We start from the raw sequence: 25,724 nt of genomic DNA, 5'->3' as shown, positions 1-25,724 counted from the left end.
AGTTAATGCAGCCAGCGGCGCGCCATCAAGCCATCAAGCCATCAAGCCAGTTTGTCCTTGAGCTGGTAATACAGGCCGATTACCGGCAGGAACCATGGCGGCCCGAAGTGGCCGGGGATGGCCGGCCATTCGCGTTCGCGCCAGGGGTTGGCCAACTCGTCACCGGCCATGACCTGTGCCATGCACTGTCCCATGTGCACCGACATCTGGGTGCCGTGGCCGCTATAGCCCATGGAGTAATACAGCCCGTCGCGTTGGCCGGCCTGCGGCAGGCGGTCGCGGGTCATGTCGACCAGGCCGCCCCAGCAGTAATCCAGGCGTACCTGGCCCAGCTGCGGGAAGGTCTCGTGCAGGCCCTGGCGCAGGATCTCGCCGCTGGCCGCATCGGACTGCGGGCTGGAAATCGCGAAGCGCGCCCGTCCGCCAAAGACCAGGCGGGTATCGGGCGTCATGCGGAAATAGTGGTGGATGTTGGCCACCGTCGTGTAAGTGCGCTGCTTGGCCAGCATGGTAGCGGCGCGCTCGGCCCCCAGCGGTTCGGTCACCACGATGAAGCTGCCGATGGGCACGATGCGCCGGCGCAGCCAGCCGAAGCTGCCATAGGCACCGTGGCGGCTGGCGCCGGTGGCCAGCAGCACCTGCTTGGCCGTGATGGTGCCGCGCGCGGTGTGGACGCGATGCGCGTGGGTGTTGCCGATGCGTTCCAGGCGTCGCACTTCGGTGCCGGTATGGATGGCCGCGCCGTGGCGTTCGGCCGCCGTGGCCAGGCCCCAGGCGAAGCGGCCCATGTGCATCTGGCCGCTGCGCTTGTAGAGCAGGCCGCCGTGGAAGCGCTCGCTTTGCACCTCGGCGCGCACGCGTGCGGCATCCAGGATCTCCACGTCGCTGTCCACGCCATCGGCGATGAGGCGGTCGGCGCTGCGTTGCAGGGCATCCATCTGATAGGGTTTGGTAGCCATCTTGAGCTTGCCGTGGCGCAGGAAATCGCAGGCGATCTGTTCCTGCTCCACCAGTCGCGCCACCGTGTCGACCGCGTCGTCATAGGCGTGATACCAGGCGCGGGCACGCTCCACGCCGACCTTGGCGGCGACCTCGGCATAGTCCACGGCCAGGCCGTTGTTGACGTGGCCGCCATTGCGGCCCGAGGCTTCAGCGGCCACATGCGGGCCGGCTTCCAGCACCACCACCGAGGCCCCGCGCTTGGCCAACGCCAGTGCCGCCGACAAGCCGGTAAAGCCGCCGCCGACGATGGCCACGTCGACCTGCGTGGGCAGCTCGCGCGTGGGGGAGATGAACAGCGGGGCAGAATCGGTCCAGTAGGATTCCAGCTTCATGGTCGGGGCTTCAGGCAGGTGAATGGGGAAAGGTGGGCTTGCAGACGCACTGCGCCATGTCATCAAGGATAGAACGCACAGGCCAGCGCCGTGACGCGAACTGCCCTGCGCCAGCGGCATGGCATGCCGTTGTGGCGGCGGTGTTCGGCATTTTGTTTGCCATGCGGCATCTCCGGATGAAGTGGCGGGGCGGCATCAATAACCGCGCTGGCGATCGATCAGGCCCAGCAGCGGCAGCCCCTCGCGATGGCGGCGCAGGTTCTCCAGCACCGCCTCGACCGCGCCATCGGGCTGGGTCATGCTGGCGATATGGGGCGTGAGCACGATGTCGGGATGGGTCCAGAAGGGATGGCCCTGCGGCAAGGGTTCGGTCTCGCACACGTCCAGTACGGCGGCGCTCAACTGGCCGTCATTCAAGGCGGCCAGCAGGTCGTCTTCGACCAGGTGGCCCCCGCGCCCGACGTTGACCAGTGCCGCACCGCGCGGCAATTGCGCAAACAGCTCGCCATTGAGCAGGCCGCGTGTATCGTCGGTCAGCGGCACCAGGCACACCAGCACATCGGTGCGCGCCAGGAAGTCACGCAGGCCATCGCTGCCGCTGTAGCAATCGATGCCGTCCATCTGGTGGGCCGAACGGCTCCATCCGGCGCAGGGGAAACCCAGTCCGTGCAACTGCTGCAGCACGGCCCGCCCCAGCATGCCCAGTCCCAGCACGCCCACGCGGCAGGCCGAGGCCGGGCGCACGCGATGGGCGCGCCATACCTGGTCACGCTGCTGGCGCGCGTAAATGCGGCTGTCGCGATGCAGGCCCAGCACGGCGTGCGTCACGTACTGCACCATGCCGGCGGCAATGCCGGGCTCGGTCATGCGCACCACCGGCAGGTCCGGGGGCAGGGTGGACATGTCGAACTGGTCGATGCCGGCGCCGACCGAGAACAGGATTTCCAGGTTGGGGAAGCGTTGCGCGATATCCTCCGGCGGCGTCCAGGCGGCCAGGTAGCGCACGCTGCTGCCGTCGCCTACATGCGGCCAGATGTGGAAGGGCAGCTCGGGGGCCTTCTCGGCAAACAGTTGCGCCCATTCGGCGCCACGGACCGGATCGGCCTTGTAGAGAAAAGTCATGGTGGTGTTACGCCGGTCGTTCAGCCCAGCGCCTGGTTGATCATGGAATAGGTGCGCCACGCGGTGGCGGGTGCGGGCGGGGTGCCACGGCACATGCTGACCACGTTGTCCACGCAGGTCAGGCCGATCTCCTCCAGCCAGGGTTTGAGGCCGGTGCGGCCCGGCACGTCGATGCGCAGGTAAGCGCCCGGATAGGCGTTGATCCAGTAAGCGATGAGCTTCTTGGCATCCTCCACATGGCTGGCGATGACCGGGCCGATCACGCGTCCGCGCCCGAATTCGCGCAGGTAGGCCACGCCCTTGACCTGGCCGCCCTGTTCCAGCACGGCCACTTCGGAGGTGTCCAGCAGCGGCACCAGCAGGGCACTGCGGTCCATGCCGCTGGCCTGGCGGTCCAGCGCCAGCAGGAAGGGCAATTCGTCCTTGCGCAACGCACGGATGCGCTCGCCTGCGGCCAGCACCGGGGTGGCATGCGCGGTGGTGCTCTGGTGCTGGCTCAGCGTGTCGGTGACCACGAAGCCCAGCTTTTCATAGAGCGGACGTCCGGCCTCGGTGGCATTGAGGATGACGTTGCGCGTGCCGGCATCCTGCAGCAGGCGCTGCATCATGGCGCGCCCCAGGCCACGGCCCTGCAGGGCATCGGCGATGATGACCAGGCCCAGCGAGGCATAGTCCTCGCCCAGCGGGCAGAGCATGCCGCTGCCGGCCACGCTGCGCGTGCCATCGGGCTGTTCCAGTTCCACCGCCCAGCTGCTGCTGACCTGATGATGGAACTGCCAGTCGGCCAGCCGGTGCGGCCAGTAGAGATGCAGGCTCATGGCGTGGCAACTGGCCAGGTCCTCGGGGCGCATGGGGCGCAGGGTGGTCTGTACGGTCTGCCCGGCCGGCAGCGTGCTTTGGGTAGTCATGCAGCGTGTCCTTGTCGATACGGTGGCGGTGCGGATCAATCGAGGGCGGGAGTCGCCCCTGTTCCGCCAAATCATATAAATGGTTTGCTTGATTCAGTCATCTCGCGCCGCGGCCCTGCCCGTTGGCCGGGCCTGCAACGCTACCCCAGCGATGATGCACCCGGCGCGGCATAGTGCGGCAGTTTTCGGGCCTGCCAATTCGCAATCTTATGGCGATCTGCCCCCTCTTCTCGGCACAAAATTGGGCGCCACCGGCAGTAGCATGGTGCAGCCCCGCAGGCTCTGCCCAGGCAGTGCAGCGAGGTGCGCAGGCCGATGCGACGGTCAATGGCCTGTGCGACGGCAGCCTCGGACATGCGCCAGCTTGCGGACACAATCCGCACCAGCTTGGTGAAAATGCCCCAAAGCAGCGCACCCGGCTCGCATTGCTGCACTGCTCGGCAAGCTATGCTGATTGGACCGCTGAAAACACATATTTCTGTTTCGCGGCCCGGTCAAAAAGGAATAAATCGCAAGTTTCGCTATGTTGTAATCCTTCTCATGCAGTCAACCGTAATCCCGCAAGCAAGCAGCCTCCAGCGCAGGCCTACCAGGTGATGCGCCCCCTTTTTTGACAGGACGATTTTCCATGAGCATTTTCAAGCCCAAGTTCATTACCTTCGATTGCTACGGCACCCTGACCCGTTTCCAGATGTCGGAAACCGCACAGAAGATCTACGCCGATCGCGTCTCCGCCGAAGACATGCCGTTCTTCCTGCGCCAGTTCGCGGCCTACCGCCTCGATGAAGTGCTGGACCAATGGAAGCCCTACGAACAGGTCTGCAAGAACGCCATCACCCGCACCTGCGCGCGCTGGGGCATCAAGACCACCGATGAGGAAACCGGTGCCTTCTACAAGGCCGTGCCGACCTGGGGTCCGCACGCCGACGTGCCGGCCGGCCTGTCGAAGGTGGCCAAGGAATTCCCGCTGGTGATCTTCTCCAATGCCGACGACAGCCAGATCATGCACAACGTCGAGCAACTGGGCGCACCCTTCCACAAGGTCTTCACCGCCCAGCAGGCGCAAGCCTACAAGCCGCGCCTGAGCGCCTTCGAATACATGCTCGACAACCTGAACTGCAATCCGGAAGACGTGCTGCACGTCTCTTCCAGCCTGCGTTACGACCTCATGCCGGCCTCCGACATGGGCATCAAGAACAAGGTCTTCGTGGCACGCGGCCATGAACCCTCGACCCCGTATTACGGCTACACCGAGATCAAGGACATCTCCGGCCTGCCGGGCGTGCTGGGTCTGTAAGGCGCTTGTCAGTAGTGAGGGAGCCGTGTGGCTCCCGTGCAGTTTCCGTCATTCCCGGTGTGCTCCCGAGCTGGTATCAATGTTGCGAGGAGTCTGCCGGACCCAATAAGCGGCATGCCCTCCCGAGGGATCTGCAACATGCAGACGGCAGGGCAGGCCGGTGGTCTTCGTGGTTGAACATTTATCGTGAGGCATTTCATGAGCAAGCAGGAAAACGGACATTACCCCAAAGAGGGTTCCATCATCACCGGCGATTCGCTGGACCAGGCCCCTGGCAGTTTCACCCGCCGCGACATGATGCGCACCCTGCTGGCCGGCAGCCTCATGACGGTCGGCGGCACCGGCCTGTTGACCGCCAGCGGCAGCGTCATGGCGCAGACCGGCAAGCGCGGCGGCAAGATGCGCATCGCCACCCAGACCAGCTCCACGGCCGACACCCTGGACCCGGCCAAGACCGCGCACTCCACCGACTACACCCGGGTGCACATGTTCTACAACGGCCTGACCAAGCTCGATGGCAAGCTCGCACCGCAGATGGTGCTGGCCGAAGAAATGCTGACCACCGACGCCATCACCTGGACCGTCAAGCTGCGCAAGGGCGTGGTCTTCCATGACGGCAAACCGCTGACCCCGGCCGACGTGGTCTATTCGATCATGCGCCACAAGGATCCGGCCACCGCCTCCAAGGTCAAGGTCGTGGCCGACCAGTTCGAATCGGTCAAGGCCACCGGCCCCAACGAAGTCCAGATCAAGCTCACCAGTGCCAACGCCGACTTGCCGGTGATCCTGGCGACCGCGCAGTTCCTCATCATCCGCGACGGCACCACCAACTTCAGCACCCCCAACGGGACCGGTGCCTTCAAGCTCAAGGAGTTCACCCCGGGCGTGCGCACCATCGGCGTGCGCAACGAGAATTACTGGAAGCCGGGCCTGCCCTACCTGGACGAAGTCGAACTCTTCGGCATCCCCGACGAAGCCGCGCGCGTCAATGCGCTGCTTTCCGGCGACGTGCACTGGATCAACGACGTCAACGCCCGTTCCACCGGCCGCGTCAAGGGCACGCCGGGCTATACCGTCATGGAAACCAAGTCGGGCCAGTACACCGACCTGGTCATCCGCCAGGACCAGGCCCCGGGCAACAGCATGGACTTCACGCTGGGCATGAAGTACCTGCTGGACCGCGAACAGATCAAGATGGCCGCCTTCCGTGGCTATGCCGTGACCGCCAACGACCAGCCGATCGACCCGACCAACCGCTTCTACTTCGCCGGCCTGCCGCAGCGTCCCTTCGATCCGGAGAAGGCGAAGTTCCACCTGGAGAAGGCAGGCGTGCTGGGCAGCACCATCCCCATCGTGGCCTCGGTGGCCGCCACCGGTTCGGTCGACATGGCCGTGCTGATGCAGCAGAGTGCCGCCAAGATCGGCCTGAAGCTGGATGTGAAGCGCGTACCCGCCGACGGCTACTGGTCCAACCAGTGGATGAAGGTGCCGGTCGGCTTCGGCAACATCAATCCGCGCCCCAGCGCCGACATCCTGCTGACACAGTTCTTCAAGTCGGATGCACAGTGGAACGAGTCGGGCTGGAAGAATCCGCAGTTCGACCAGCTGGTGGTGGCCGCGCGCGGCGAGACCGACTTCACCAAGCGCAAGGCGATGTATGCCGACCTGCAGACCATGATCCACGAGAAGTGTGGCCTGGGCATCCCGGTCTTCATCATCAACCTGGAAGGCATGAGCACCAAGGTCAAGGGGATCGATCCGGTGCCGCTGGGTGCGTTCATGAACTACACCTGTGCGGAGTACGTCTGGCTGGACGCGTGAGTCCGGGAAAGTCTCACGCCTGACCTACGCTGTCAGTGGAAGTCGCGCGGGACCGGTCCATCTCGATGGCCGGCCCCGCCACTCGTTACCGAGGAAAGCTATGAATGCAATGATCCTGCGTCTGATCGTGCGCCGCCTGCTGCAGGCTGCGCTGACGCTGCTGCTGGTCTCGGCCGGCGTGTTCTTCATCACCAACCTGTTGCCGGGCGACGCCGCCCAGACCGCACTGGGCCAGGCCGCCACGCCCGAGACGGTGGCCGCGCTGCGCCTGCAATACGGCCTGGACCTGCCGGCCCCGCTGCGTTATGCGCACTGGCTGGGCAACCTGCTCTCGGGCAACCCCGGCATGTCGCTGGTCAACAATGTGCCGGTGGCGCAGATGATCGGCGGCCGCCTGCCGGCCTCGCTGATGCTGGCGGCCGTCACAGCCCTGGTGTCGGTGCCGCTGGCGCTGTTCCTGGGCATCTTCTCGGCGATGTATCGCGGTTCCTTCTTTGATCGCGCCGTCAACGTCAGCGCGGTATCGATGGTGTCCGTGCCGGAATTCCTGGTGGCCACGGTGGCCGTGATGATCTTCGCGGTCAAGCTGCGCTGGTTGTCGGCCCTGTCGCATGCCAGCGATGCCGCCACCCTGGGTGCTTTCATCAAGGCCTATGCGATGCCGGTGCTGACCCTGTGCTGCGTGATCGTGGCCCAGATGACGCGCATGACACGCGCGGCCGTGATCGACCAGCTGCGTTCGTCCTATGCCGAAATGGCGCTGCTCAAAGGCGTCAAGCGCACCCGCATCGTGCTGCGCCATGCGCTGCCCAACGCCATCGGCCCGATTGCCAATGCCGTGGCGCTGAGCCTGTCCTACCTGCTGGGCGGCGTTCTCATCGTCGAAAGCATCTTCAATTATCCCGGCATCGCCACCCTCATGATCGATGCCGTGACCACCCGCGACATGCCGCTGGTGCAAGCCTGTTCCATGATCTTCTGCACCGGCTACCTGCTGCTGGTGCTGACCGCCGATGTGCTGGCCATTGTTTCCAATCCAAGGTTGAAGACCCGATGAAAGCCCTCCACGACTCCCCTGGCACCGAAGCGGGCGCGCCTGTTGCACCGGCTGCCGCAGCCACCGCACCGGCCAAGCGCGTGCGCCGCCATTCGAACATGGCCTGGATCGGCATGGTGATCGTCGGCTTCTGGATCCTGATGGCCATCCTCGGCCCCAGCATCTCGCCCTACGACGCCACTGCCATCGTCGATACCGACGTGTTCTCCGGCATGAGCCACAAGTTCCTGCTGGGCAGCGACTACCTGGGCCGCGACATGTTGAGCCGCATCCTCTTCGGCACCCGCGCCACCATCGGCCTGGCCTTGCTGTCGACCGTGGTGGCCAGCCTCTCCGGTACCGCCATCGCCTTGTTCGCGGCCTTCTCGGGCGGCTGGCGCGATGCCGTCATCAGCCGTGCGCTCGATGCCCTGATCTCCATTCCCAGCAAGATGTTCGCGCTGATGATGGTAGCCACCTTCGGTTCTTCCATGTTCCTGCTGGTGCTTACCGCGGCCATCACCTACATGCCCGGCGCCTACCGCATCGCCCGTTCGCTGGCGGTCAACGTGCAGGCCATGGAATACGTGCAGGCCGCGCGCGCTCGCGGCGAGGGCGTGTGGTACATCATGACCGTGGAAATGCTGCCCAACATGATCCGCCCGGTGCTGGCCGATTTCGGCCTGCGCTTCGTCTACGTGGTGCTGCTGCTGTCGGGCCTGAGCTTCCTCTCGCTGGGCGTGCAGCCGCCGGATGCGGACTGGGGTTCGCTGGTGCGCGAAAACATTTCCGGCCTGGGCGAAGGGGCCCTGGCGGTGATCATGCCGGCCCTGGCGATTGCCTCGCTGACCATCGGCGTGAACCTCTTGATCGATAACCTGCGCAGCAAGCGCGCTGCCAAGGAGTAAGCCTGTGAAGCAATTCGATATCTTCCTCGGCAAGGAAAGCGGCGCCGGTGCTGGCGCTGCGGCGGGCGGGGCGGCAGTGCGGCCGCTGGTGGAAGTGCAGGGCCTGCGCGTGAATGCCCGCAAGGACGACGGCAGCCAGGTCGAGATCGTCAAGAACGTCAATTTCACCGTCGCCCCCGGCGAAGTGCTGGCCCTGATCGGTGAATCCGGTTCCGGCAAGACCACCATCGCACTCTCGCTGTTGGGCTATGCGCGTTCCGGTTGCCAGATCGTTGGTGGCCAGGTGCGCATCGGCCAGCGCCAGATCGACCAGATGGATGAAAAGGCACTGCTGGCCATGCGCGGCCACCACGTGGCCTACATCGCCCAGAGTGCGGCCGCCGCCTTCAATCCGGCCCGCACCCTGATGGACCAGGTGATCGAAAGCGCCCTGCAGCACGGCGTGATGGACAAGCCGTCCGCCATGCGCAAGGCGGTCGAGCTGTTCCGTGCGCTGGCCCTGCCGAACCCCGACAAGATCGGTGAACGTTATCCGCACCAGGTGTCCGGTGGCCAGTTGCAGCGCGTGATGGCGGCCATGGCCCTGATCACCGATCCGGAACTGGTGATCCTGGACGAACCCACCACCGCGCTGGACGTGACCACCCAGATCGAAGTGCTGCGCGCCTTCAAGAAAGTGGTCAAGGAAATCGGCACCACCGCCGTCTACGTGTCGCACGACCTGGCCGTGGTGGCGCAGATGGCCGACCGCATCATCGTGCTGCGTGATGGTGCCGTGCGCGAAGTCGGTAGCACCGAGCAGGTGCTGCATGCCCCGGCCGATACGTATACCCAAAGCCTGATCGCCGCCGCCTGCCCGGCGGCGCGCGTGGTGCAACTGCGCGAGATCCTGCCCGACGCCGTACCGGCCGAAGCCCGTGCCCCTCTGCTGCGCATCAGCGGCCTGGTGGCCGGTTACGGCGCACCGGACCGGCTGGGCCTGCCGGGCGTGCGCATCCTGGATGACATCAACCTCACCATCCAGCGCGGCAGCACCGTGGGCATCATCGGCGAATCCGGTTCCGGCAAGACCACCCTGGCGCGTGCCGTGGCCGGCATGATCGCACCGGCGCGCGGCAGCATCCAGCTCGATGGACAGAACCTGTCACCCACGCTCGAAGGCCGCACCCGCGAACAATTCCGCCGCGTGCAGATCGTGTTCCAGAACGCCGATACCGCCCTCAATCCGGCGCACTCCATCGGCCGCATCCTGAATCGTCCGCTGTCCTTCTACCATGGCTTGAAGGGCGATGCCATGCGCCGCCGCACGGCCGAACTGCTGGACCTGGTCAAGCTGCCTTCCAGCGTCATCGACCGCCTGCCCGCCGAACTCTCCGGCGGCCAGAAGCAGCGCGTGAACCTGGCCCGGGCATTGGCCGCCAAGCCCGACCTGATCCTGTGCGACGAAGTGACCTCGGCGCTGGACACCGTGGTCGCCGCCGCCATCCTGGAACTGCTGGCCGAGCTGCGGCGCGAGCTGCAGGTGTCCTACATGTTCATCAGCCACGACATCAGCACCGTGCGCGCCATCTGCGACGACATCGTGGTCCTCTATGCCGGCCGCATGGTGGCCAACCGTCCGCGCGAAGCCATGATGGCGCCGCCCTATCACCCGTATTCGCACCTGCTGCTGTCGTCGGTGCCGGCCATGCAGCAAGGCTGGCTGGAACAGGTGGCCGGCGCCGGCCAGCACAAGCTGCCGCCGATTGGCGCGGTCGATCCGTCGCCGGAGATCTGCGCCTTCCTGCCGCGCTGTGCGCAGCGCATCGATGGCGTCTGCAACGTGGTGCCGCCGCGTCGCCGCAACATGGAGCATGGTGGCGAAATCCTCTGCCACCGTTCGGATTCGGATCTGCAGCAGTCGCAGCTGCCGCTGGTGCCGGTGGAGGGCATCACCGTCTGACCCGGTTACCCACCCAGCCGCCCACGTGGCCATGTGCCATGGCGGGCAGGCAAGGCAGGCCACGAGCATTAAGCCGCATTTAATGCTGGATTCGTTGAGCATTAATCACAGGATCAGGCGCGGCTCGTAGCATCGTCATGGATAGCATGCTGTCGGCCCCGGCGCCGGCCATGAAGCAAAGATTCGGGCAGGACCGCAAGAGCACCGTGGAGTCGGTCTCGCAATCCTGCCCATCCCCAAGGAAACAGGAGAAGAAATGACTGCAGCGTTGGTGTTGTACCGTGCCTCCGGCACCCCCGTATCCACCCCATTCCATCCGGGCGCGCTGGGCGCCTCCGACCCCTTCGCCGCCGTGCGCGAAATTGCCTGGCAAGGCGTCGGCGGCATGAGCGCAGGCCGCCTGCGTGTTGAAGGCAGCCTCGACATCGCCCGCTTCCCGCACCAGGAAACCCTGGTGGTGGTGCAAGGCGAACTGCGCATCGAAGCCGAAGGTGCCGCGCCGCTGGTGATCAAGCCCGACAACGGTGTGGTCATCGCCACCGGTGCCGCCCTGCGCATCACGGCCACGCAGCCGACCCTGGCCATGTTCTGCGCGGCCGACTGCCCGCACCCGGTGCAGCCGGGCGTGTTCCCGCTGGTGGCCGAGGCCAACTTCAAGCCCTCGGCCAATTCGCTGCCCAAGGAAATCCTGCTGGGCGAGGTGCCCACCTGCCGCAGCGACAACGTGATCGATGAAAGCTCCATCGGCTGCAAGATCGGCACCTGGGATTCCACCCCTTACCACCGCATCGTGCGCGCCCATCCGGTCAATGAATTCATGCATATCCTCGATGGCGGCGTGCGCTTTGCCGAACCCGATGGCAGCGTGGTTTCGGTGGAGCGGGGCGACGCCGTCTTCGTGCCGCTGGGCGCAGCCATCGGCTGGGAGAGCAGCGCACGCGTGGCGAAGTACTACGTCGTGCAGACCGTCGCCGCCGAGGGAGGAAAGTAAGATGTCGCCCCCACTCGTGCAGGTCCAGAGCCCTACCATTCCCCCGGCCTCCGCCGATGTGGTCGTCATCGGTGGCGGCATCGTCGGCATCTTCACCGCCTACTATCTGGCCAAGCGTGGCATCTCGGTGGCGGTGGTCGAGAAGGGCCGCATCGGTGCCGAACAGTCCAGCCGCAACTGGGGCTGGTGCCGCCAGCAGAACCGCGACGCGCGCGAACTGCCGATGGCGGCCAAGAGCATCGACCTGTGGGAACAGTTCTCCGCCGAGACCGGTGAAGACACCGGTTTCACGCGCTGCGGCCTGCTCTATCTTTCCAACGATGATGAAGAAATCGCCCGCTGGGCAGCCTGGGGCGACTTCGCCAAGACGGCCGGCGTGACCACCTACATGCTCGATGCCAAGCAGGCGGCTGAACGCGGCCATGCCACCGGACGCGCCTGGAAAGGCGGCGTCTTCTCGCCCACCGACGGCACCGCCGACCCGGGCAAGGCAGCACCGGCCGTGGCGCGCGCCATCATGAAGCTGGGCGGCCACGTGATCCAGCAATGCGCCGCACGCGGCATCGAAACCGAAGGCGGCCGCGTCTCGGGCGTGATCACCGAAGCGGGTGTCATCAAGACCAAGGTGGCCGTCATGGCCGGTGGCGCATGGGCTTCGTCGTTCTGCCATCAGCTGGGGATCCGCTTCCCGCAGGCATCGGTGCGGCAATCCATCATGAGCGTGGCGCCCATGGAACAGCCTTTGCCGGGCGCGCTCTACACCTCGGGCGTCGCTGTCACCCGCCGCAGCAATGGCTCGTATGCGCTGGCCATCAGCGGCCGGGCGCGGGTCGATCCGACCATGCAATTCCTGCGCTTCTCGCCCCAGTTCCTGCCGATGTTCGCCAAGCGCTGGCGCAGCCTGTCGCCGGGAGGGCTGGAAGCCTGGCGCAGCGGCCACGAGACCCTGACGCGCTGGCGCATGGATGCGCCTACGCCCATGGAACGCATGCGCATCCTGGATGCGTCGGCCGATCCGGTCTCGATCCGCGCCACCCATCGCCGTGCGGTCGAATTGCTGCCGCAGCTGGCGCAGGCCAAGGTCACGCATACCTGGGCCGGTTATGTGGACAGCACGCCCGATGGCGTGCCGGGCATCGGCGAGCTGCCGCAGACACCGGGCCTGATCCTGGCCGCCGGTTTCTCCGGCCACGGCTTCGGCATCGGGCCGGGGGCGGGCCACCTGATCGCGGACCTGGCCAGCGGTGTGGAGCCCATCGTTGATCCGCGTCCCTATCACCCCAATCGTTTTTCGGATTCGTCCTGGGGCAAGGTGGCGGATTTCTGAAGCGGCTCAGCGCCGCCAGGGCACGGGCTGGAAGGCCCGCTTGGCGGCGTCGAGGAAGACGCGCTGGCGCAGCGTGAGGCCCTGGCGGCCCGGCAGCAGCGCCATGATGGGTGCGGGATCGAGCTGCCAGCCGGGCAGCACGCGCTTGAGGCTGCCATCGGCCACCAGATGCGCGCAGTCCCATTCGGAACGCGCCACGAAGCCGTCGCCATCGAGGGCCCAGTCGCGCGTGATGGTGCCGTCATTGGACGAGAGCGCGCCATTGAGCTTGACCGTGAGCGCCTTGCCGGTGCGGCGGCCAGCACTGTCGACGGGCGTAAAGCGCAGGCGGCTGAGGTCGTCGTCGTTCTCGCGCAGGCTGAGGTAGGGATACTCGGCCAGGTCCGAAGGATGCTTGATGCGCTGCATCCGTTTGGCCAGCACCGGCGCGGCACACAGGAAGCGCGCATTGGGCGCGAGGAAGTGCCCGACCCAGGAAGAGCCCTTCACACGGCCGATGGAAATGATCGCATCAGCGCCGGTGGAGGCCGCCAGCGGACTTTCGGCCAGCAGCAGCGAGATGTTCAGCTTGGGATGGCTGCGGTGCAGGTCGCGGATCAGCGGCGCCACGTAGCGACGCCCGAAGCCGAAGGGCGCGACCACGCGCAGCGAACCGCTGACGTTGGCCAGGTTGCCGCCGGCACCGCGATCCGATTCGCGCGAGACGCTGGCGGTGATGGATTCGATGCGCTCCAGGATGTCCATGGCTTCCTGCACCAGGCGCTGGCCTTCGTCGGTGAGCGCGAAGCCGCGCGCGGCGCGATTGGCCAGGCGCACACCGACGCGGTCCTCGATGCGCTGCAGGCGCACCGTCACTGCCGGCGGCGTCAGGTCGAGCAGGCGGGCAGCACCGGCCAGCGAGCTGGCCGAGCCCAGGGCACGCAGCAGTTGCATGTCATCGAGTTGCAGCATTAAAAACCTCTTAATGGTGAATTGAACGAACATTAAACATCGCTGAAGGTCTTTTGGCTACAGTCCATCACAGGAAATGCGTCGGTTATCCTGACCGGCCTTCCTTCCACTTCAGCCTGGCCCATCATGAACAACACAGCACACACCACCCCCGTCACCCTCAACCCGACCGGCCTGGCCACACCGGGTGGCCACTACAGCCACGTCGCCATCGGCAATGGCATGGTCTTCATCTCGGGCCAGTTGCCCATCGATGCGAGCGGGCACAAGCTCACCGAGGCCAGCTTCGAGATGCAGGCCCTGCAGGTGCTGGCCAATGTGGAAGCCGCACTCGCCGGTGCCGGCAGCGACATCGGCAAGCTGCTGCAGGTCCGCATCTATCTCACCGATGTGGCGCACTGGCCTGCCTTCAACGAAATCTACGCACGCTGGGCCGGCAGCGCCCGCCCGGCGCGCGCCGTGGTGCCGGTCCCGGCGCTGCACTTCGGCCTGCAGGTCGAAGTGGAGGCCACGGCACTGCTGTGACACTGCGCCGCACGCGCAACCAACCCGAAACAAGGACAACCCGACATGACCCGCACCGCTTCCACCGACACCGTTTCCCCGCTGGCGCACCTCAAGCGCAACGGCCGCCTGGATCACTTCTACATCGATGGCCAATGGCAGCGCCCGCAAGGCGAGGGAGTGGCTGCCGTGGTCTCGCCGGCCACGGAGGAACGCGTCTGCGAGATCGCACTGGGCAACGCCGCCGATGTTGACCAGGCGGTGCAGGCCGCGCGCCGGGCGTTTGCCGCGTGGGCGGCGACCTCGCCGCTGGAGCGCGCCGCGCTGCTGGGCCGGGTGCATGCGCTGCTGGTGGAACGTACCGAGTTGTTCGCGCAGGCACTGACGCTGGAGATGGGCGCCCCCATCACCTACGCCCGCACCGCCCACGTGCCGCTGGCCGCCGAACACCTGCGCGTGGCGCGCGACAACCTGGCGGACTATCCCTTCATTCGCCCGCGCGGCACCACGGCCATCGTGCGCGAGCCGATTGGTGTCTGCGCCCTCATCACGCCCTGGAACTGGCCGATCTACCAGATCACCGCCAAGGTTGGCCCGGCACTGGCCGCCGGTTGCACGGTGGTGTTGAAGCCCAGCGAACTCTCCCCGCTGTCGGCGCTGCTGTTTGCCGAGATCGTGCATGAGGCCGGCATTCCGGCTGGCGTCTTCAACCTGGTCAACGGCAGCGGTCCCGAGGTCGGTGCGGCCATGTCCTCGCATCCGCAGGTGGACATGATCTCGATCACCGGTTCCACCCGCGCCGGCGTGCTGGTGGCGCAAGCGGCCGCTGTCACCGTCAAGCGCGTGGCCCAGGAGCTGGGCGGCAAGTCGCCCAATGTGGTGTTGCCGGATGCGGACCTGGACCGTGCCATCCCGCCGGGTGTGGCGGCCGCTTTCCGCAACATGGGCCAGTCCTGCAGCGCGCCCACGCGCCTGATCGTGCCGCGTGCGGCGCTGGATCGCGTGCATGAACTGGCGTTGGCAACGCTGGCCCAGATGAAGGTCGGCGACCCCACCGATGCCGCGACGACCCACGGTCCGCTGGCCAACCGTGCGCAATTCCTGCGGGTGCAGCAGATGATCGAGGCCGGCATGCAGGATGGCGCGCGCCTGCTGGCCGGTGGTGCCGGACGTCCTGACGGTCTGGAGCAGGGCTACTATGCCCGGCCCACGATCTTCTCCGACGTGCATACCGACATGGTGATCGCCCAGGAAGAAATCTTCGGACCCGTGCTGGCCATCCTGCCCTACGACACCGTGGAAGAAGCCATCGCCATCGCCAACGACACCGTCTATGGCCTGGGCGCGCACGTGCAGGGTACCGACAAGGACCAGGTGCGCGCCGTGGCCGCCCGCATCCAGTCCGGCCAGGTGCACCTGAACTATCCGGCATGGGACCCGCAGGCCCCCTTCGGCGGCTACAAGCAGTCCGGCAACGGGCGCGAGTATGGGGTGGAGGGCATGGAGGAATACATGGAAGTGAAATCGATCCTGGGCTACTACGCCTGATCGCCTTCGTCACCGCCGTCACGACGGCATGAACACATGAGCATCATGGAACACACCGAACATCCGCAAGACACCCTGCACCAGCACCGCGCCCACTGGGCCGGCCTGCGCCGCGACCTGCACGCGCATCCCGAGCTGCGTTTCGAGGAACATCGCACAGCCGACGTGGTGGTGCGAGAGCTGCAGGCGCTGGGCTATGAGGTCACGCGCGGCCTGGGCGGCACCGGCGTGGTGGCCAGCCTGGCGGGCAGCGATCCGCAGCGCGGCATCGTGCTGCGCGCTGACCTCGATGCCTTGCCCATCGTCGAGGCCAATGACTTTGCGCACGCCTCCTGCAGCCACGGCATCATGCATGCCTGCGGCCATGACGGCCACACCGTCATGCTGCTGGGCGCGGCGCGCGTGCTCAAGCAGCAGCCGACATTGCCGGGCAGCGTGCACTTCGTCTTTCAGCCGGGAGAAGAGGGTGGGGCGGGGGCGCGCAAGATGATCGATGACGGCCTGTTCGAGCAGTTCCCGACCGAAGCCGTGTTCGGCATGCACAACTGGCCAGGCTTGCCGGCCGGGCAGTTCGGCTTGCGCACCGGTCCCATCATGGCCGCCGGTTCGCGCCTGAAGATCACCATCACCGGCAAGGGCGCCCATGCGGCCCAGCCGCACCTGGGGCTGGACCCGATCCCGCTGGCCTGCTCCATGGTCCTGCAGTGCCAGACCATCGCGGCACGCCACAAGGATCCGGTCGACCCTGCCGTCATTTCGGTCTGCATGTTCCATGCGGGCGATACCGACAACGTCATCCCGGACCGCGCCGAATTGCGCGGCACCATCCGCACGCTGTCCTCCACCTTGCAGCAGAAGCTGCAGGAAGACATCCGCCGCATGTGCCATGCGTTGGCCGACGCCTATGGGGCCAAGGTCGAGGTGGAATTCTTCCAGTACTACCCGGCCACCATCAACACCCCGGCCGAGACTGACTTCTGTGAACGCGTGATTCGCCAGACCTTCGGTGATGAACGCATCCGCACCGGTATCCCGGCCAACATGACCTCCGAGGATTTCGGCTTCATGCTGGAGGAGCGGCCCGGCACCTACGTCCTGATCGGCAATGCGCCGCAGGACCGCGCCTCGCACTCGCTGCACCACCCGCACTACGACTTCAACGACGACATCATCGTAGAAGGCGTGCGTTACTGGGTGGCGCTGGCGCAGTCCTGGTTTGGCAGCGGCCTGAAGGGCGGGGCGCTTACCAGCCGTTGAAGCGCGGCCAGGTGGCCACGCTGCCATCGGCGGCGATGGCCTGGTATTGCTGGTACTGCGCCCCGGTGGCACAGGCGTGGTTGGGCAGGATGCGCAGGCGCGTGCCGATGGGCAGGTGCTCTGCGATCTGCGCATCCGGACTGCCCTGGCGCGACAGGATGCCGTGTTCCTGGTTGGCCCCGCTCATGAGGTAGCCCTCCAGCACCTTGCCGTCTTCCGTACAGACCTGGCCATAGCCGAAGTCGTGCTTGCGTCCTTGCGTGCCGCGGTCGCGGCTCATGGCCATCCATCCTGCATCGACGATGGCCCAGCCTTTCTCGGGCTGGTGGCCGATCACGGTGGTCAGCACGCTCAGGGCGATCTCGTCCATGGTATTGACGCCCACGTTGTGCATCACCAGGTCGAACATGGCATAGACACCGGCACGCACTTCGGTCACGCCCTGCAGGTGTTCGGCACGCAGCGCGGTCGGGGTCGAGCCGATGCTGACCACCTCGCAGGGCAGCCCGGCTTCGCGCAGGCGTTCGGCGGCACGCACGGATCCGGCGCGTTCCTGTTCGGCCACGGCGATGAGGGCGGCGTCGTTGTCGTAGTCATAGCTGGAGCCGGCATGGGCGATCACGCCGCCGATACGCATGCCGCCGGCGTGGAGCACCTTGCCCACGGCCAGCAGGGTGGCGTCTTCCGGGGCGATGCCGGAGCGATGGCCATCCACGTCGATTTCAATCCAGACTTCGAAGCATTCCTCTTGCGCCTGGCCGAAAGCGACGATGGCTTCGGCGCAGGCCACGCTGTCGGCCACGATCTTGAGGTCGCAGCCCTGGCGGCGCAGCGCCAGCGCCTGGCCCAGCTTGGTGGGGGCCATGCCGACGGCGTAGACGATGTCGGTGATGCCGGCGGCAAAGAACTGTTCTGCTTCCTTGAGGGTGGAAACGGTGATGCCGCGTGCACCGGCCTGGAGTTGCGCCTGCACCACCTGCTGGCACTTGGTGGTCTTGACGTGCGGACGGAAGCGCACGCCCAGCGCATCCATGCGCTGCTGCATGCGGGCGATGTTGTGCTCCATGCGGGAGATGTCGATCAAGGCGGCGGGCGTGGGCAGGGTAGCCAGGCTCATGGGGAACTCCTGAAGAGGGTAGGTCGATGAGCCTCGACTATAGGAGATCGGGATTGCGCTGTGCTTAATGCTCGGTGAATCGAGCATTAAGCTGTGTTTAATGCACCGTCCTGCGGTCCACGCGCCGCGTCAGGCCTGCTGGAACTGCCGTATCGTCTCCAGCACGTTCACGGTGGCCTTGTCCAGGTTGGGCAGGGCGCGATGGGCCACGCCGATGTGGCGCTTGAGCACCGGGGACAGCGGCACGATGCGCACGTCCTTGTGGCGGTCCAGCTCGGCGGCCAGGGGCTGTTCCAGCGGCAGGATGGCCGCGCCGTAACCGGCGGAGACCAGGCTCTTCATGGCTTCGTTGTAGTTCAGTTCGATGCGCGCGCGCGGGTTTTCACCGGCCTCGGCAAACCAGGCCATGGTGAGCCGGTACATCTGCGTGGTGGCGTCGTTGAAGATCATGGGCTTGTCCATCAGCCAGCCCGGCTTGATGGCGGCGGGCGATTTCCAGGTGGCCGGCAGGAAAGCCATCATGCGGTCGCTGCGCCAGTGCGTGATCTGGATTTCCTTGGAGGCCGTGATGGGGATGGCGACCAGGCCGATGTCGAGCGTGCCTTCCTGCAGGCGCGCCATCGTCTCGTTGGAGCCCATGATGTTGACCTCCACGTCGATGCCCGGGAAGCTGTTTTCCAGCTGGCGCAGTACGCGGGGCAGCAGGTTCACCACCACGCCCGTCGACGTCCCGAGGCGCACCCGGCCGACCTTGCCTTCCACGTGTTTCCTGGCGACATCGAGCAGGTCGTCGGCATCGCGCAACAGGCGCCGCGCCCGGTCGATCACCAGCGCGCCCAGCGCCGTGGCCTGTACGCGACGGCTGCCGCGCATGAGCAGGGCGCTGCCCAGGCGCTCTTCGAGGTCGCTGACATGCAGGCTGATCGTGGGCTGCGCCAGGTGCAGCGCATTGGCCGCAGCGGAGAAGGTGCCGAGGTCGACGATGGTGACCAGGGTGCGCAACTGGTCTAGGCTGAGTTCTCTCATCAGGGTTCCTGATAGTGGCGGTTATTGGGGAGAATTTTACCAATGGCTTCGAGCGCTGGTGGCAGGACTTCCATCTCCGTGCGGACAGCAGGAGCTGGCATTGACGGCGTCGACAACGGAGTGCTTGCGGCGCCGGTTCGTCATGTCATACCGGTCAGTGCCGTTTGGATAATGAAATAGACATGAAGCCTATCAAAGGTATTTCTCATCAGATCAAAAAACTGATCTTCGAAAGTGATCAAATCTGCCAGAACCCCTGCCATTAAGTTTTTTGGAAATGAGACATTTCTGATATTTCAGAAAGAGACAAGAAAATAGACTGCGCCTCGAATCGATAAGCTGAGCAAGCAGTGGGATGCGCAGGCGCTGCAGGAGTTGGAGACTGAACAGAACGCATTGGGTTCACGTGTCAATCAATTCCTGATGGGTATGCGTGGCTGTTCTGCTTCATCCAGCGCAAGCTGCTTTGATGAACTGAAGGAGAAGACCGAAAGAGATCGGCAGTCATTCAATGCAAGGTTGGAGAATGCGTGCGCTAGCGGTAGCGCATCTCTCTTAAGTTGCCAAGACATGATCCGGACAGGGCAGAGCGCTTATCCCTACATCGGCCTGGCAATGCTGTATGCGAAGACGGGCGAACAAAAGGAATACGTCAGGCAAAAGCTGGCCGAGCAAGAGAATGATTTGATTGCCCAGTATCCGAGACTGGAAGCGCTTGGGGCCAACGCATCGCTGACAGAACGCATGCTCGTTGAGTTAGCGTCGACGGTGGATAATCCTGCGGGAGCTGTCGTCACGTTGAATTCGCTTCGAGAGCGAATTCTGGCTATAAAGTCCTCAACTAAAGGCGGCAGCGCACTTCCGGTGCCAGAAATAGTTATCGCGCGGAATGGACTGCGCTACAAGTCCAATTCTAAGCATACAACTGGTAGTGCAGGCAATTACAAAAAGGCAGGAATTGAACCTCAGAATTCGCTTGACCTATTTAATTCATCAATAGAGACGAGCAACAAAGGAACAAGGTTGACGCTCGATAAGCAGGGGAACATCCATCGATTCTTTGACGATAATACGGGTACTTATCACTGGAGTGGCAGTACTGCAGACAAGAATGCCCCGTTGACGATAGATGAGTTACGACAGGCGGGCCTGTCTCGTGACTTAAGAAAGCTAGGAGTGAAATAGATGATCATCGGCGATACAGCGACCTTTGCATTTTGGTATGACATTCATTCGGAGACCAATGGTTTCTGCTTCGGTCCATTTAACATCTTTATCAATGGAAAGACAGTCCTCAGGAGCACTGAAGATAGTTTTACCTTGAACATGATTGCCGCAGATTTGGATCGATCTTTCGACGGGTGGCAAACGGTTACGCAGGTCGCGAGTGGCTATGACACAAGAGAGCTATTCGTTACCGCAATGCAGAGCAGGGGCTATTTTCCAGCCACTGATCCAGAATTTCCAAGCGTGTGGTGGAGAGATGATGGTGGAAAAAGGGGGCAACTGACAGACCTCTATATCGATATCGTTGACGAAAGAAGAAGCCCCCCTTTCGGATTAGAGCTTTCGATGTATTCAGATATTGGGGACGCTGGATGGCACTTCTTCCTTTTTCAGAGCCAGGGTACGGAAATACTAATTTACTCCAAGGACCGAGGGAAAAATGTTTTCAGCGCTGTAATGAACGAAGGCGAGATAGAAAATGTCATCCAAAAATATTCCAAGGCGATGAAGCAAATTTTCTTATGAGAATGCAACGGATCTATTTAGTGATCGAGAAGCGAGTGATTTCACTTGCTAATCATTTGTTCTAGAACGAGCGCACGCATCCACCCAAGCGCAAGCGTGCTGAACAATTTATTTTTCCCAGTTTGAATGATGAGGGATTCGGATGTTGGCAGGAAATTCTCGATATTTTGCCCTGTGGTACGACGTAGTGAAAACTACGCCAAAGAAAATTTATGGGCCATTTAACGTGTTCGTGGCGGGCGCGTTATTGTTGGATGAAGTTGACGCCGAATCCGAGCTTATCTCTATAGCCTCGGACCTAAAGAAGACACTTGCTGAAGGTCATACGTTATCGGAGATCCCGAAATGGGGGAAACCTCAGGAGCAGTTTGTTCGCTCTCTCCATGAACATGGCTATCTCAGCTTCGAAGACCCAATAGTTCCTGATCATTGGCGGCTAGCGGGCAGCGAAAAGATAAAGGAGTTCATGCAGTTGTTTAATGACCTTATAGAGGAGCGACGAGTAGATCCTCCATTTGGTCAGGAAATCCTCATGGGACCAAAGCTGCGTGAACTCGGGTGGAGATTTTTCCTATATTCAAGGGGAAAAAGGGAAGTCGTACTGATTTCTGGTGATCGTGGACTAACGGTTATGAAACGTGTGTTACCAAAAGGAAGCGTCATTGCAGCGATCTATACCTTCTTAAATTCTGAGGAATTTTTACCGCTTTCTGACCCAAAGCGCTCAGACTCTTGACCATGCCGGCAGCGAGCCGAGGGTATTGTCAGCGGCGGCGTCATCAAGATCACCGATGAGAAGCAGCAGCAGGCGCTGACAGGCAAGACAGCAGAGCAGACGGTGGCCTCGGTGAATCGGACCTACGTGCGCAACTGGTTGAGGCTGAGTTCTATCATCAGTTTTACTGATAGTAGCTGTCATCAATCTCAATTTTACCAATGACTTCGATTGGCGGATGATCTGCCCATTCATCCAGGGAGAAGTCCATGTGGCACATCGTCAGGGAGGTCCTTGTCCGCGTCCTCGGGGACCATCACGCTTCGCAAGGGGGCGCCGCGCAGGAAATGCGGGAGATGGGCGCGCGCGAGCTCAATGACCTGGGCATCGGTGCCAGCGAGGTGCCGTTCTTCCTGGAAAAACAAGCCAATGAGGAACGTCCTCACCGCCAAAAGGAGGTTATCCATGCAACATCTTGCTGAAATGATCGGACTTGCCGCCACGCTGAGCCTGGCCACCATGAGCCCCGGCCCCAGCTTCGTGATGGTGGCGCGCACCTCGGTGGGCGGCGGACGGCCCAATGGCCTGCTGGCGGCACTGGGTATGGGTATCGGCGGCGTGCTCTTTGCCGCAGCGGCCTTGCTGGGGCTGCAGGCAGTGCTGCTGGCAGTGCCTTCGCTCTATCTGGTGTTGAAGTTCGGGGGTGGTGTTTATCTGGCCTACATGGGATGGCGCATCTGGCGCGGGGCGCGTACGCCCCTGATGGCCGACGACATCGCACCGCGCGACCAATCACCCTCCTTGTCCCGCCGGTCCCTGTGGCTGGGCCTGGTCACCCAGATCAGCAATCCGAAAACCGCCATCGCCTACACCAGCGTGTTCGCCGCCTTTTTGCCGGCCCAGACTTCCCTGTCCTTCAAGGCGCTGACGCTGCTGCTGGTCTTCGTGATCGAAGCGGGATGGTATGGCCTGGTGGCCGTCGCACTCTCTTCATCGCGTCCACGCCGCTGGTATGTGCAGGGCAAGCACTGGTTCGACCGCATCGCGGGCGGCGTCATGATAACCCTCGGGTTCAGGCTGCTGCTCTCGCGTACCGGACCGTGACCGCCTGAGCTTGGCTGCACGCGAGGCCAGCGCACGCGGCCGACACCAGGCAATCTGGCGTCGGCCATATCGCTTCAATCCAGCTTGAACTTGCCCACTACGGCTGCGAGATTGCCTGCCTGTCCCTTCAGTGAATCCGCCGCCGCCGCCGCCTGCTCCACCAGTGCGGCATTCTGCTGCGTGGTCTCATCCATCTGCGTGATGGCGAGATTGACTTCATTGATGCCGCCGCTCTGTTCCTGCGTGGCCGCGCTGATCTCGGCCACCACGTCAGTAACGCGGCGCACGCTGGCCACCACTTCGGTCATGGTGCTGCCGGCGCGTTCCACCAAAGCGCTGCCGGCGCTGACCTTCTGCACCGAGTCGTCAATGAGCTCCTTGATCTCCTTGGCCGCACCGGCCGAACGCTGCGCCAGTGAGCGCACCTCCGAGGCCACCACCGCAAAGCCGCGTCCCTGCTCGCCGGCACGGGCCGCTTCCACCGCTGCATTGAGCGCCAGGATGTTGGTCTGGAAGGCGATGCCATCAATCACGCTGATGATGTCGGCAATGCGGCGCGAACTCTCGGTGATGCCTTCCATGGTCTGCACTACCTGGCCCACCACTTCGCCACCCTGGCTGGCGATGTCGGATGCGGTGGCCGCCAGCTGGTTGGCCTGGCGCGCATTGTCGGCATTCTGGGTCACGGTGGAGGTGAGCTGCTCCATGGCCGATGCGGTTTCTTCCAGGGAGCCCGCCTGCTGTTCGGTACGGTTGGACAGGTCCAGGTTGCCGCGCGCGATTTCGTTGGAGGCAGTGGCGATGGTGTCGGTCCCCTGGCGCACCTCATTGACGATGTCGCGCAGGCTGTCATTCATCACGCGCAGGGCTTCCATGAGGCGTCCGGTTTCATCGCGGCCGGCCGGGCGGATGCGCAGGGTCAGGTCGCCACGCGCCACGCGCTGGGCGATTTCCACCGCTTCCTTCAATGGACGCGAGACATTGGCCGCCACCACGAAGGCCAGCAGCGAACCGATGGCCACCGTTGCCACCAGCAAGCCCACGATCCAGCGCTGCGCCGCACGGAATACGCCCGAGGCCTCTTCGTCGGCACGCGCGCTGCCGCTGGCATTGACCTTGACGATGGCATTGAGGTTGCCGACCATCGCGGCGTAGAGCTTGGCGGACTCGCCGTTGAAGAGGGCGCGTGTCTCGTCATACTGCTGGTTGGCCGCCATCTCGGCCAGTTGTTCATCCACCTTCAGGTAGGCCGCGAGATTCTTGCCGAACTGGGCATATTGTTCCTTCTCCTCGGGTTCGGACATGCGCTGCTCGAATACCGCGCGCTGCTTGGCCAGCGCATCCAGGCGCTTCTTGATGGACTGGTTGGCGGCGGTGCGCTCCTGGGGCGTGACGGCGGTGACCAGCTCCAGTTCATTGAGCCGCAGCGGCGGCAGCGAACCCTGCAGTTCGCGCGCGGCATCCATGGTCGGCATCCACTTGTTGACGATCTCGCCGGAAGCACTGTTGACCTGCTTGAGTTCCTTCATGGCGAACAGGCCCTGCAACAGGGCCAGCGCAATCACCACCGCAAAGGACAGGGCCAGCTTTTTGGCGATGTTGAGGTTGTAGAACCAGATCATGTCTTCCTCGCATTCGATTTATATCGTTTTCAGTGTCGGATCCGAACGCTGCGGTCGAACGATTCTGCGAGGCCGCCCGTTTGGCGTGCGGGCGTCAAGAGCGGCAACCGGCCGGGGCGTGGTTGCGGGAGCAATGAAGTGCTGGTGATGTCATGCTGTCATGCCGTCACGAAGCGTCGGCTTCCTGCCCATCCTGTCTCTCTTGTTGCCAACGGCCTCCCTTGGCCGCCGGCGCTTGCTGTTCGATGGTCGCATGGCTGGATCGGACTTGATCTTAACGACCGACAAGATTTCCATCCAATGAAATTAATCATGCTGGCCATGCGTTAATTGATATCGATTGTTTGATAGCGATTGTTGTCATGATGTCGTACAAGATTATTCAATGACGGACGATGGAAGACGCCGCAGCTGCGATAAGATGTGCATAAAATTCACTTCAATGCCTTTTTCGCACGATGCGCCGAAAGATTCCTTCCACCCAGGCCATGGCCGTCTTCGAGTCGGCCGCGCGGCACCAGAGCTTTACCAAGGCCGCCCAGGAAATGGCCGTGACGCAAAGCGCCGTCTGCCGCCAGGTGGCCGCGCTGGAGGAATTCCTGGGCCTGAAGCTGTTTCGCCGCACCAAGCGCGGCGTGCGCCTGACCGAGGCGGGCGTGAGTTACAGCCATCAGGTCGGCCAGCGCCTCGATGAAATCGAACGCGACGCCCTGCACCTGATGTCACGCGACGGCCATGGCGATACCCTGGAGCTGGGCGTGATGCCGACCTTCGCCACCCGGTGGCTGCTGCCGCGCCTGCGTTCCTTCCTGGAGGCGCATCCCGGTGTGACCGTCAACCTGCGCCCGCGCACCCGGCCCTTCCTCTTCGAAGAGACCAATCTCGATGCCACGCTCTACGCCGGGCAAGCCAGCTGGCCCGGGACCGAGGGCGTGTTCCTGATGCGCGAGAGCATGGTGGCCGTGGCCAGCCCCGAACTCATCGGTCACGACCGCAAGCTCACGCCCACCGAGCTGCTGGCCTATCCGCTGCTGCAGCAGAGCACGCGGCCCTATGTGTGGCGGCAGTGGTTCGCCTCCTTCGGCATGCAGGTGCAGAACGACCTGGTGGGCACGCAGCTGGAACTGTTCTCCATGCTGACCCAGGCGGCCATCGTAGGCATGGGCGTGGCGCTGATCCCGCGCTTCCTGATCGAGGATGAGTTGCGGCGCGGCCTGTTGGTGGTGGCGGTCGATCACGATTACCTGAGCACACATTCCTACTACCTGATCTATCCCGAGCGCACCTCCGAGCGGCCGCTCCTGCGCCTGTTCCAGGACTGGCTGGAAGAGCAGGCCAAGGCCTATCGCCTGCCCAGCGGATTGGGTTGAGTGCGGGTTGGAAGGCTGTCTCGACACGCGGAACCGGAGTGCGTAAAACGCACATGGTGATGCAAACAATTC

Annotated in this window: 23 protein-coding genes; 16 read left to right on the top strand and 7 right to left on the bottom strand. The window is 63.8% G+C overall.

What is annotated here, in order from left to right; genetic code table 11:
* Positions 1 to 41: 41 nt before the first annotated feature.
* From CEJ45_RS11610 to CEJ45_RS11600, 3 genes are all read right to left on the bottom strand, one after another.
* On the bottom strand, positions 42 to 1,334 hold the full coding sequence (locus CEJ45_RS11610; protein WP_088755269.1) for an NAD(P)/FAD-dependent oxidoreductase: 1,293 nt from the start codon (positions 1,332 to 1,334) through the stop codon (positions 42 to 44).
* A 195-nt stretch (positions 1,335 to 1,529) separates the two neighbouring features.
* Complete coding sequence (locus tag CEJ45_RS11605; RefSeq protein WP_088755268.1) at positions 1,530 to 2,456, bottom strand: 2-hydroxyacid dehydrogenase; 927 nt, start codon at positions 2,454 to 2,456, stop codon at positions 1,530 to 1,532.
* Between the two features lie 20 nt (positions 2,457 to 2,476).
* On the bottom strand, positions 2,477 to 3,364 hold the full coding sequence (locus CEJ45_RS11600; protein WP_088755267.1) for a GNAT family N-acetyltransferase: 888 nt from the start codon (positions 3,362 to 3,364) through the stop codon (positions 2,477 to 2,479).
* Positions 3,365 to 3,992: 628 nt separating this feature from the next.
* Between CEJ45_RS11600 and CEJ45_RS11595 the strand changes: the two genes are divergently transcribed.
* The 7 genes from CEJ45_RS11595 (at position 3,993) to CEJ45_RS11565 (ending at position 12,686) form a co-directional block, all read left to right on the top strand.
* Positions 3,993 to 4,661 (top strand): haloacid dehalogenase type II, encoded by a 669-nt coding sequence (locus CEJ45_RS11595; RefSeq protein ID WP_034332087.1) that lies wholly within the window; start codon positions 3,993 to 3,995, stop codon positions 4,659 to 4,661.
* Between the two features lie 198 nt (positions 4,662 to 4,859).
* Complete coding sequence (locus tag CEJ45_RS11590) at positions 4,860 to 6,482, top strand: ABC transporter substrate-binding protein (protein WP_088755266.1); 1,623 nt, start codon at positions 4,860 to 4,862, stop codon at positions 6,480 to 6,482.
* Between the two features lie 100 nt (positions 6,483 to 6,582).
* Positions 6,583 to 7,539 carry an ABC transporter permease gene (locus tag CEJ45_RS11585; protein ID WP_088755265.1) on the top strand — a complete coding sequence of 319 codons (957 nt, stop codon included), beginning with the start codon at positions 6,583 to 6,585 and terminating at the stop codon, positions 7,537 to 7,539.
* Positions 7,536 to 8,426, top strand: coding sequence for an ABC transporter permease (locus CEJ45_RS11580; RefSeq protein WP_088755264.1), 891 nt, complete (start codon positions 7,536 to 7,538; stop codon positions 8,424 to 8,426). The genes CEJ45_RS11585 and CEJ45_RS11580 overlap by 4 nt, the downstream gene beginning before the upstream one ends.
* Positions 8,427 to 8,430: 4 nt before the next feature.
* Complete coding sequence (locus CEJ45_RS11575) at positions 8,431 to 10,368, top strand: ABC transporter ATP-binding protein (protein WP_088755263.1); 1,938 nt, start codon at positions 8,431 to 8,433, stop codon at positions 10,366 to 10,368.
* A 256-nt stretch (positions 10,369 to 10,624) separates the two neighbouring features.
* Entirely contained in the window at positions 10,625 to 11,359 is a 735-nt protein-coding gene (locus tag CEJ45_RS11570) for a cupin domain-containing protein (protein WP_088755262.1), read from the top strand.
* A 1-nt stretch (position 11,360) separates the two neighbouring features.
* Positions 11,361 to 12,686 (top strand): NAD(P)/FAD-dependent oxidoreductase, encoded by a 1,326-nt coding sequence (locus CEJ45_RS11565; protein WP_088755261.1) that lies wholly within the window; start codon positions 11,361 to 11,363, stop codon positions 12,684 to 12,686.
* A 6-nt stretch (positions 12,687 to 12,692) separates the two neighbouring features.
* Here the strand turns inward: CEJ45_RS11565 and CEJ45_RS11560 are convergent, their stop codons facing one another.
* Positions 12,693 to 13,637: a LysR family transcriptional regulator gene (locus tag CEJ45_RS11560; RefSeq protein ID WP_088755260.1), complete on the bottom strand. Its 945-nt coding sequence runs from the start codon at positions 13,635 to 13,637 to the stop codon at positions 12,693 to 12,695.
* A 126-nt stretch (positions 13,638 to 13,763) separates the two neighbouring features.
* Here CEJ45_RS11560 and CEJ45_RS11555 point away from each other — a divergent pair, with 126 nt between their 5' ends.
* From CEJ45_RS11555 to CEJ45_RS11545, 3 genes are read left to right on the top strand one after another with little or no spacing between them, the layout of a single operon-like run.
* Positions 13,764 to 14,162: a RidA family protein gene (locus CEJ45_RS11555; RefSeq protein WP_088755259.1), complete on the top strand. Its 399-nt coding sequence runs from the start codon at positions 13,764 to 13,766 to the stop codon at positions 14,160 to 14,162.
* A 45-nt stretch (positions 14,163 to 14,207) separates the two neighbouring features.
* Positions 14,208 to 15,689, top strand: a complete 1,482-nt coding sequence (locus CEJ45_RS11550; RefSeq protein ID WP_088755258.1) for an aldehyde dehydrogenase family protein — start codon at positions 14,208 to 14,210, stop codon at positions 15,687 to 15,689.
* Between the two features lie 45 nt (positions 15,690 to 15,734).
* A complete protein-coding gene (locus CEJ45_RS11545; protein WP_088755393.1) occupies positions 15,735 to 16,946 on the top strand; it encodes a M20 aminoacylase family protein in 1,212 nt (403 codons plus the stop codon).
* Here the strand turns inward: CEJ45_RS11545 and CEJ45_RS11540 are convergent.
* Complete coding sequence (locus CEJ45_RS11540; RefSeq protein WP_088755257.1) at positions 16,933 to 18,063, bottom strand: DSD1 family PLP-dependent enzyme; 1,131 nt, start codon at positions 18,061 to 18,063, stop codon at positions 16,933 to 16,935. The two genes, CEJ45_RS11545 and CEJ45_RS11540, sit on opposite strands and share 14 nt — an antisense overlap.
* A 129-nt stretch (positions 18,064 to 18,192) precedes the next feature.
* On the bottom strand, positions 18,193 to 19,089 hold the full coding sequence (locus CEJ45_RS11535) for a LysR family transcriptional regulator (protein ID WP_088755256.1): 897 nt from the start codon (positions 19,087 to 19,089) through the stop codon (positions 18,193 to 18,195).
* A 375-nt stretch (positions 19,090 to 19,464) separates the two neighbouring features.
* On the opposite strand from CEJ45_RS11535, the gene CEJ45_RS11530 reads away from it, so the two are divergent.
* The 5 genes from CEJ45_RS11530 to CEJ45_RS11515 all read left to right on the top strand — a co-directional run bounded on the left by CEJ45_RS11530 (position 19,465) and on the right by CEJ45_RS11515 (position 22,660).
* Positions 19,465 to 20,274 (top strand): hypothetical protein, encoded by an 810-nt coding sequence (locus CEJ45_RS11530; protein ID WP_141106995.1) that lies wholly within the window; start codon positions 19,465 to 19,467, stop codon positions 20,272 to 20,274.
* Positions 20,275 to 20,841, top strand: coding sequence for an Imm42 family immunity protein (locus tag CEJ45_RS11525; protein WP_088755254.1), 567 nt, complete (start codon positions 20,275 to 20,277; stop codon positions 20,839 to 20,841).
* A 142-nt stretch (positions 20,842 to 20,983) separates the two neighbouring features.
* Positions 20,984 to 21,577 (top strand): hypothetical protein, encoded by a 594-nt coding sequence (locus tag CEJ45_RS24540; protein WP_141106994.1) that lies wholly within the window; start codon positions 20,984 to 20,986, stop codon positions 21,575 to 21,577.
* A 248-nt stretch (positions 21,578 to 21,825) separates the two neighbouring features.
* Positions 21,826 to 22,038 (top strand): hypothetical protein, encoded by a 213-nt coding sequence (locus tag CEJ45_RS24535; protein ID WP_141106993.1) that lies wholly within the window; start codon positions 21,826 to 21,828, stop codon positions 22,036 to 22,038.
* Complete coding sequence (locus CEJ45_RS11515; RefSeq protein ID WP_088755252.1) at positions 22,022 to 22,660, top strand: LysE family translocator; 639 nt, start codon at positions 22,022 to 22,024, stop codon at positions 22,658 to 22,660. Before CEJ45_RS24535 ends, CEJ45_RS11515 begins: the two co-directional genes overlap by 17 nt.
* Before the next feature lie 74 nt (positions 22,661 to 22,734).
* Here the strand turns inward: CEJ45_RS11515 and CEJ45_RS11510 are convergent, their stop codons facing one another.
* A complete protein-coding gene (locus CEJ45_RS11510) occupies positions 22,735 to 24,282 on the bottom strand; it encodes a methyl-accepting chemotaxis protein (protein ID WP_088755251.1) in 1,548 nt (515 codons plus the stop codon).
* 458 nt (positions 24,283 to 24,740) lie between these two features.
* Between CEJ45_RS11510 and CEJ45_RS11505 the strand changes: the two genes are divergently transcribed.
* A complete protein-coding gene (locus CEJ45_RS11505; protein WP_088755250.1) occupies positions 24,741 to 25,652 on the top strand; it encodes a LysR family transcriptional regulator in 912 nt (303 codons plus the stop codon).
* Positions 25,653 to 25,724: the final 72 nt, after the last annotated feature.

Source organism: Herbaspirillum aquaticum (genome assembly GCF_002213425.1).
GTDB classification, from domain to species: Bacteria; Pseudomonadota; Gammaproteobacteria; order Burkholderiales; family Burkholderiaceae_D; genus Herbaspirillum; species Herbaspirillum aquaticum.
The sequence above is the reverse complement of the archived record's forward strand: the minus strand, read 5'-3'. Positions and strand labels throughout refer to the sequence as shown.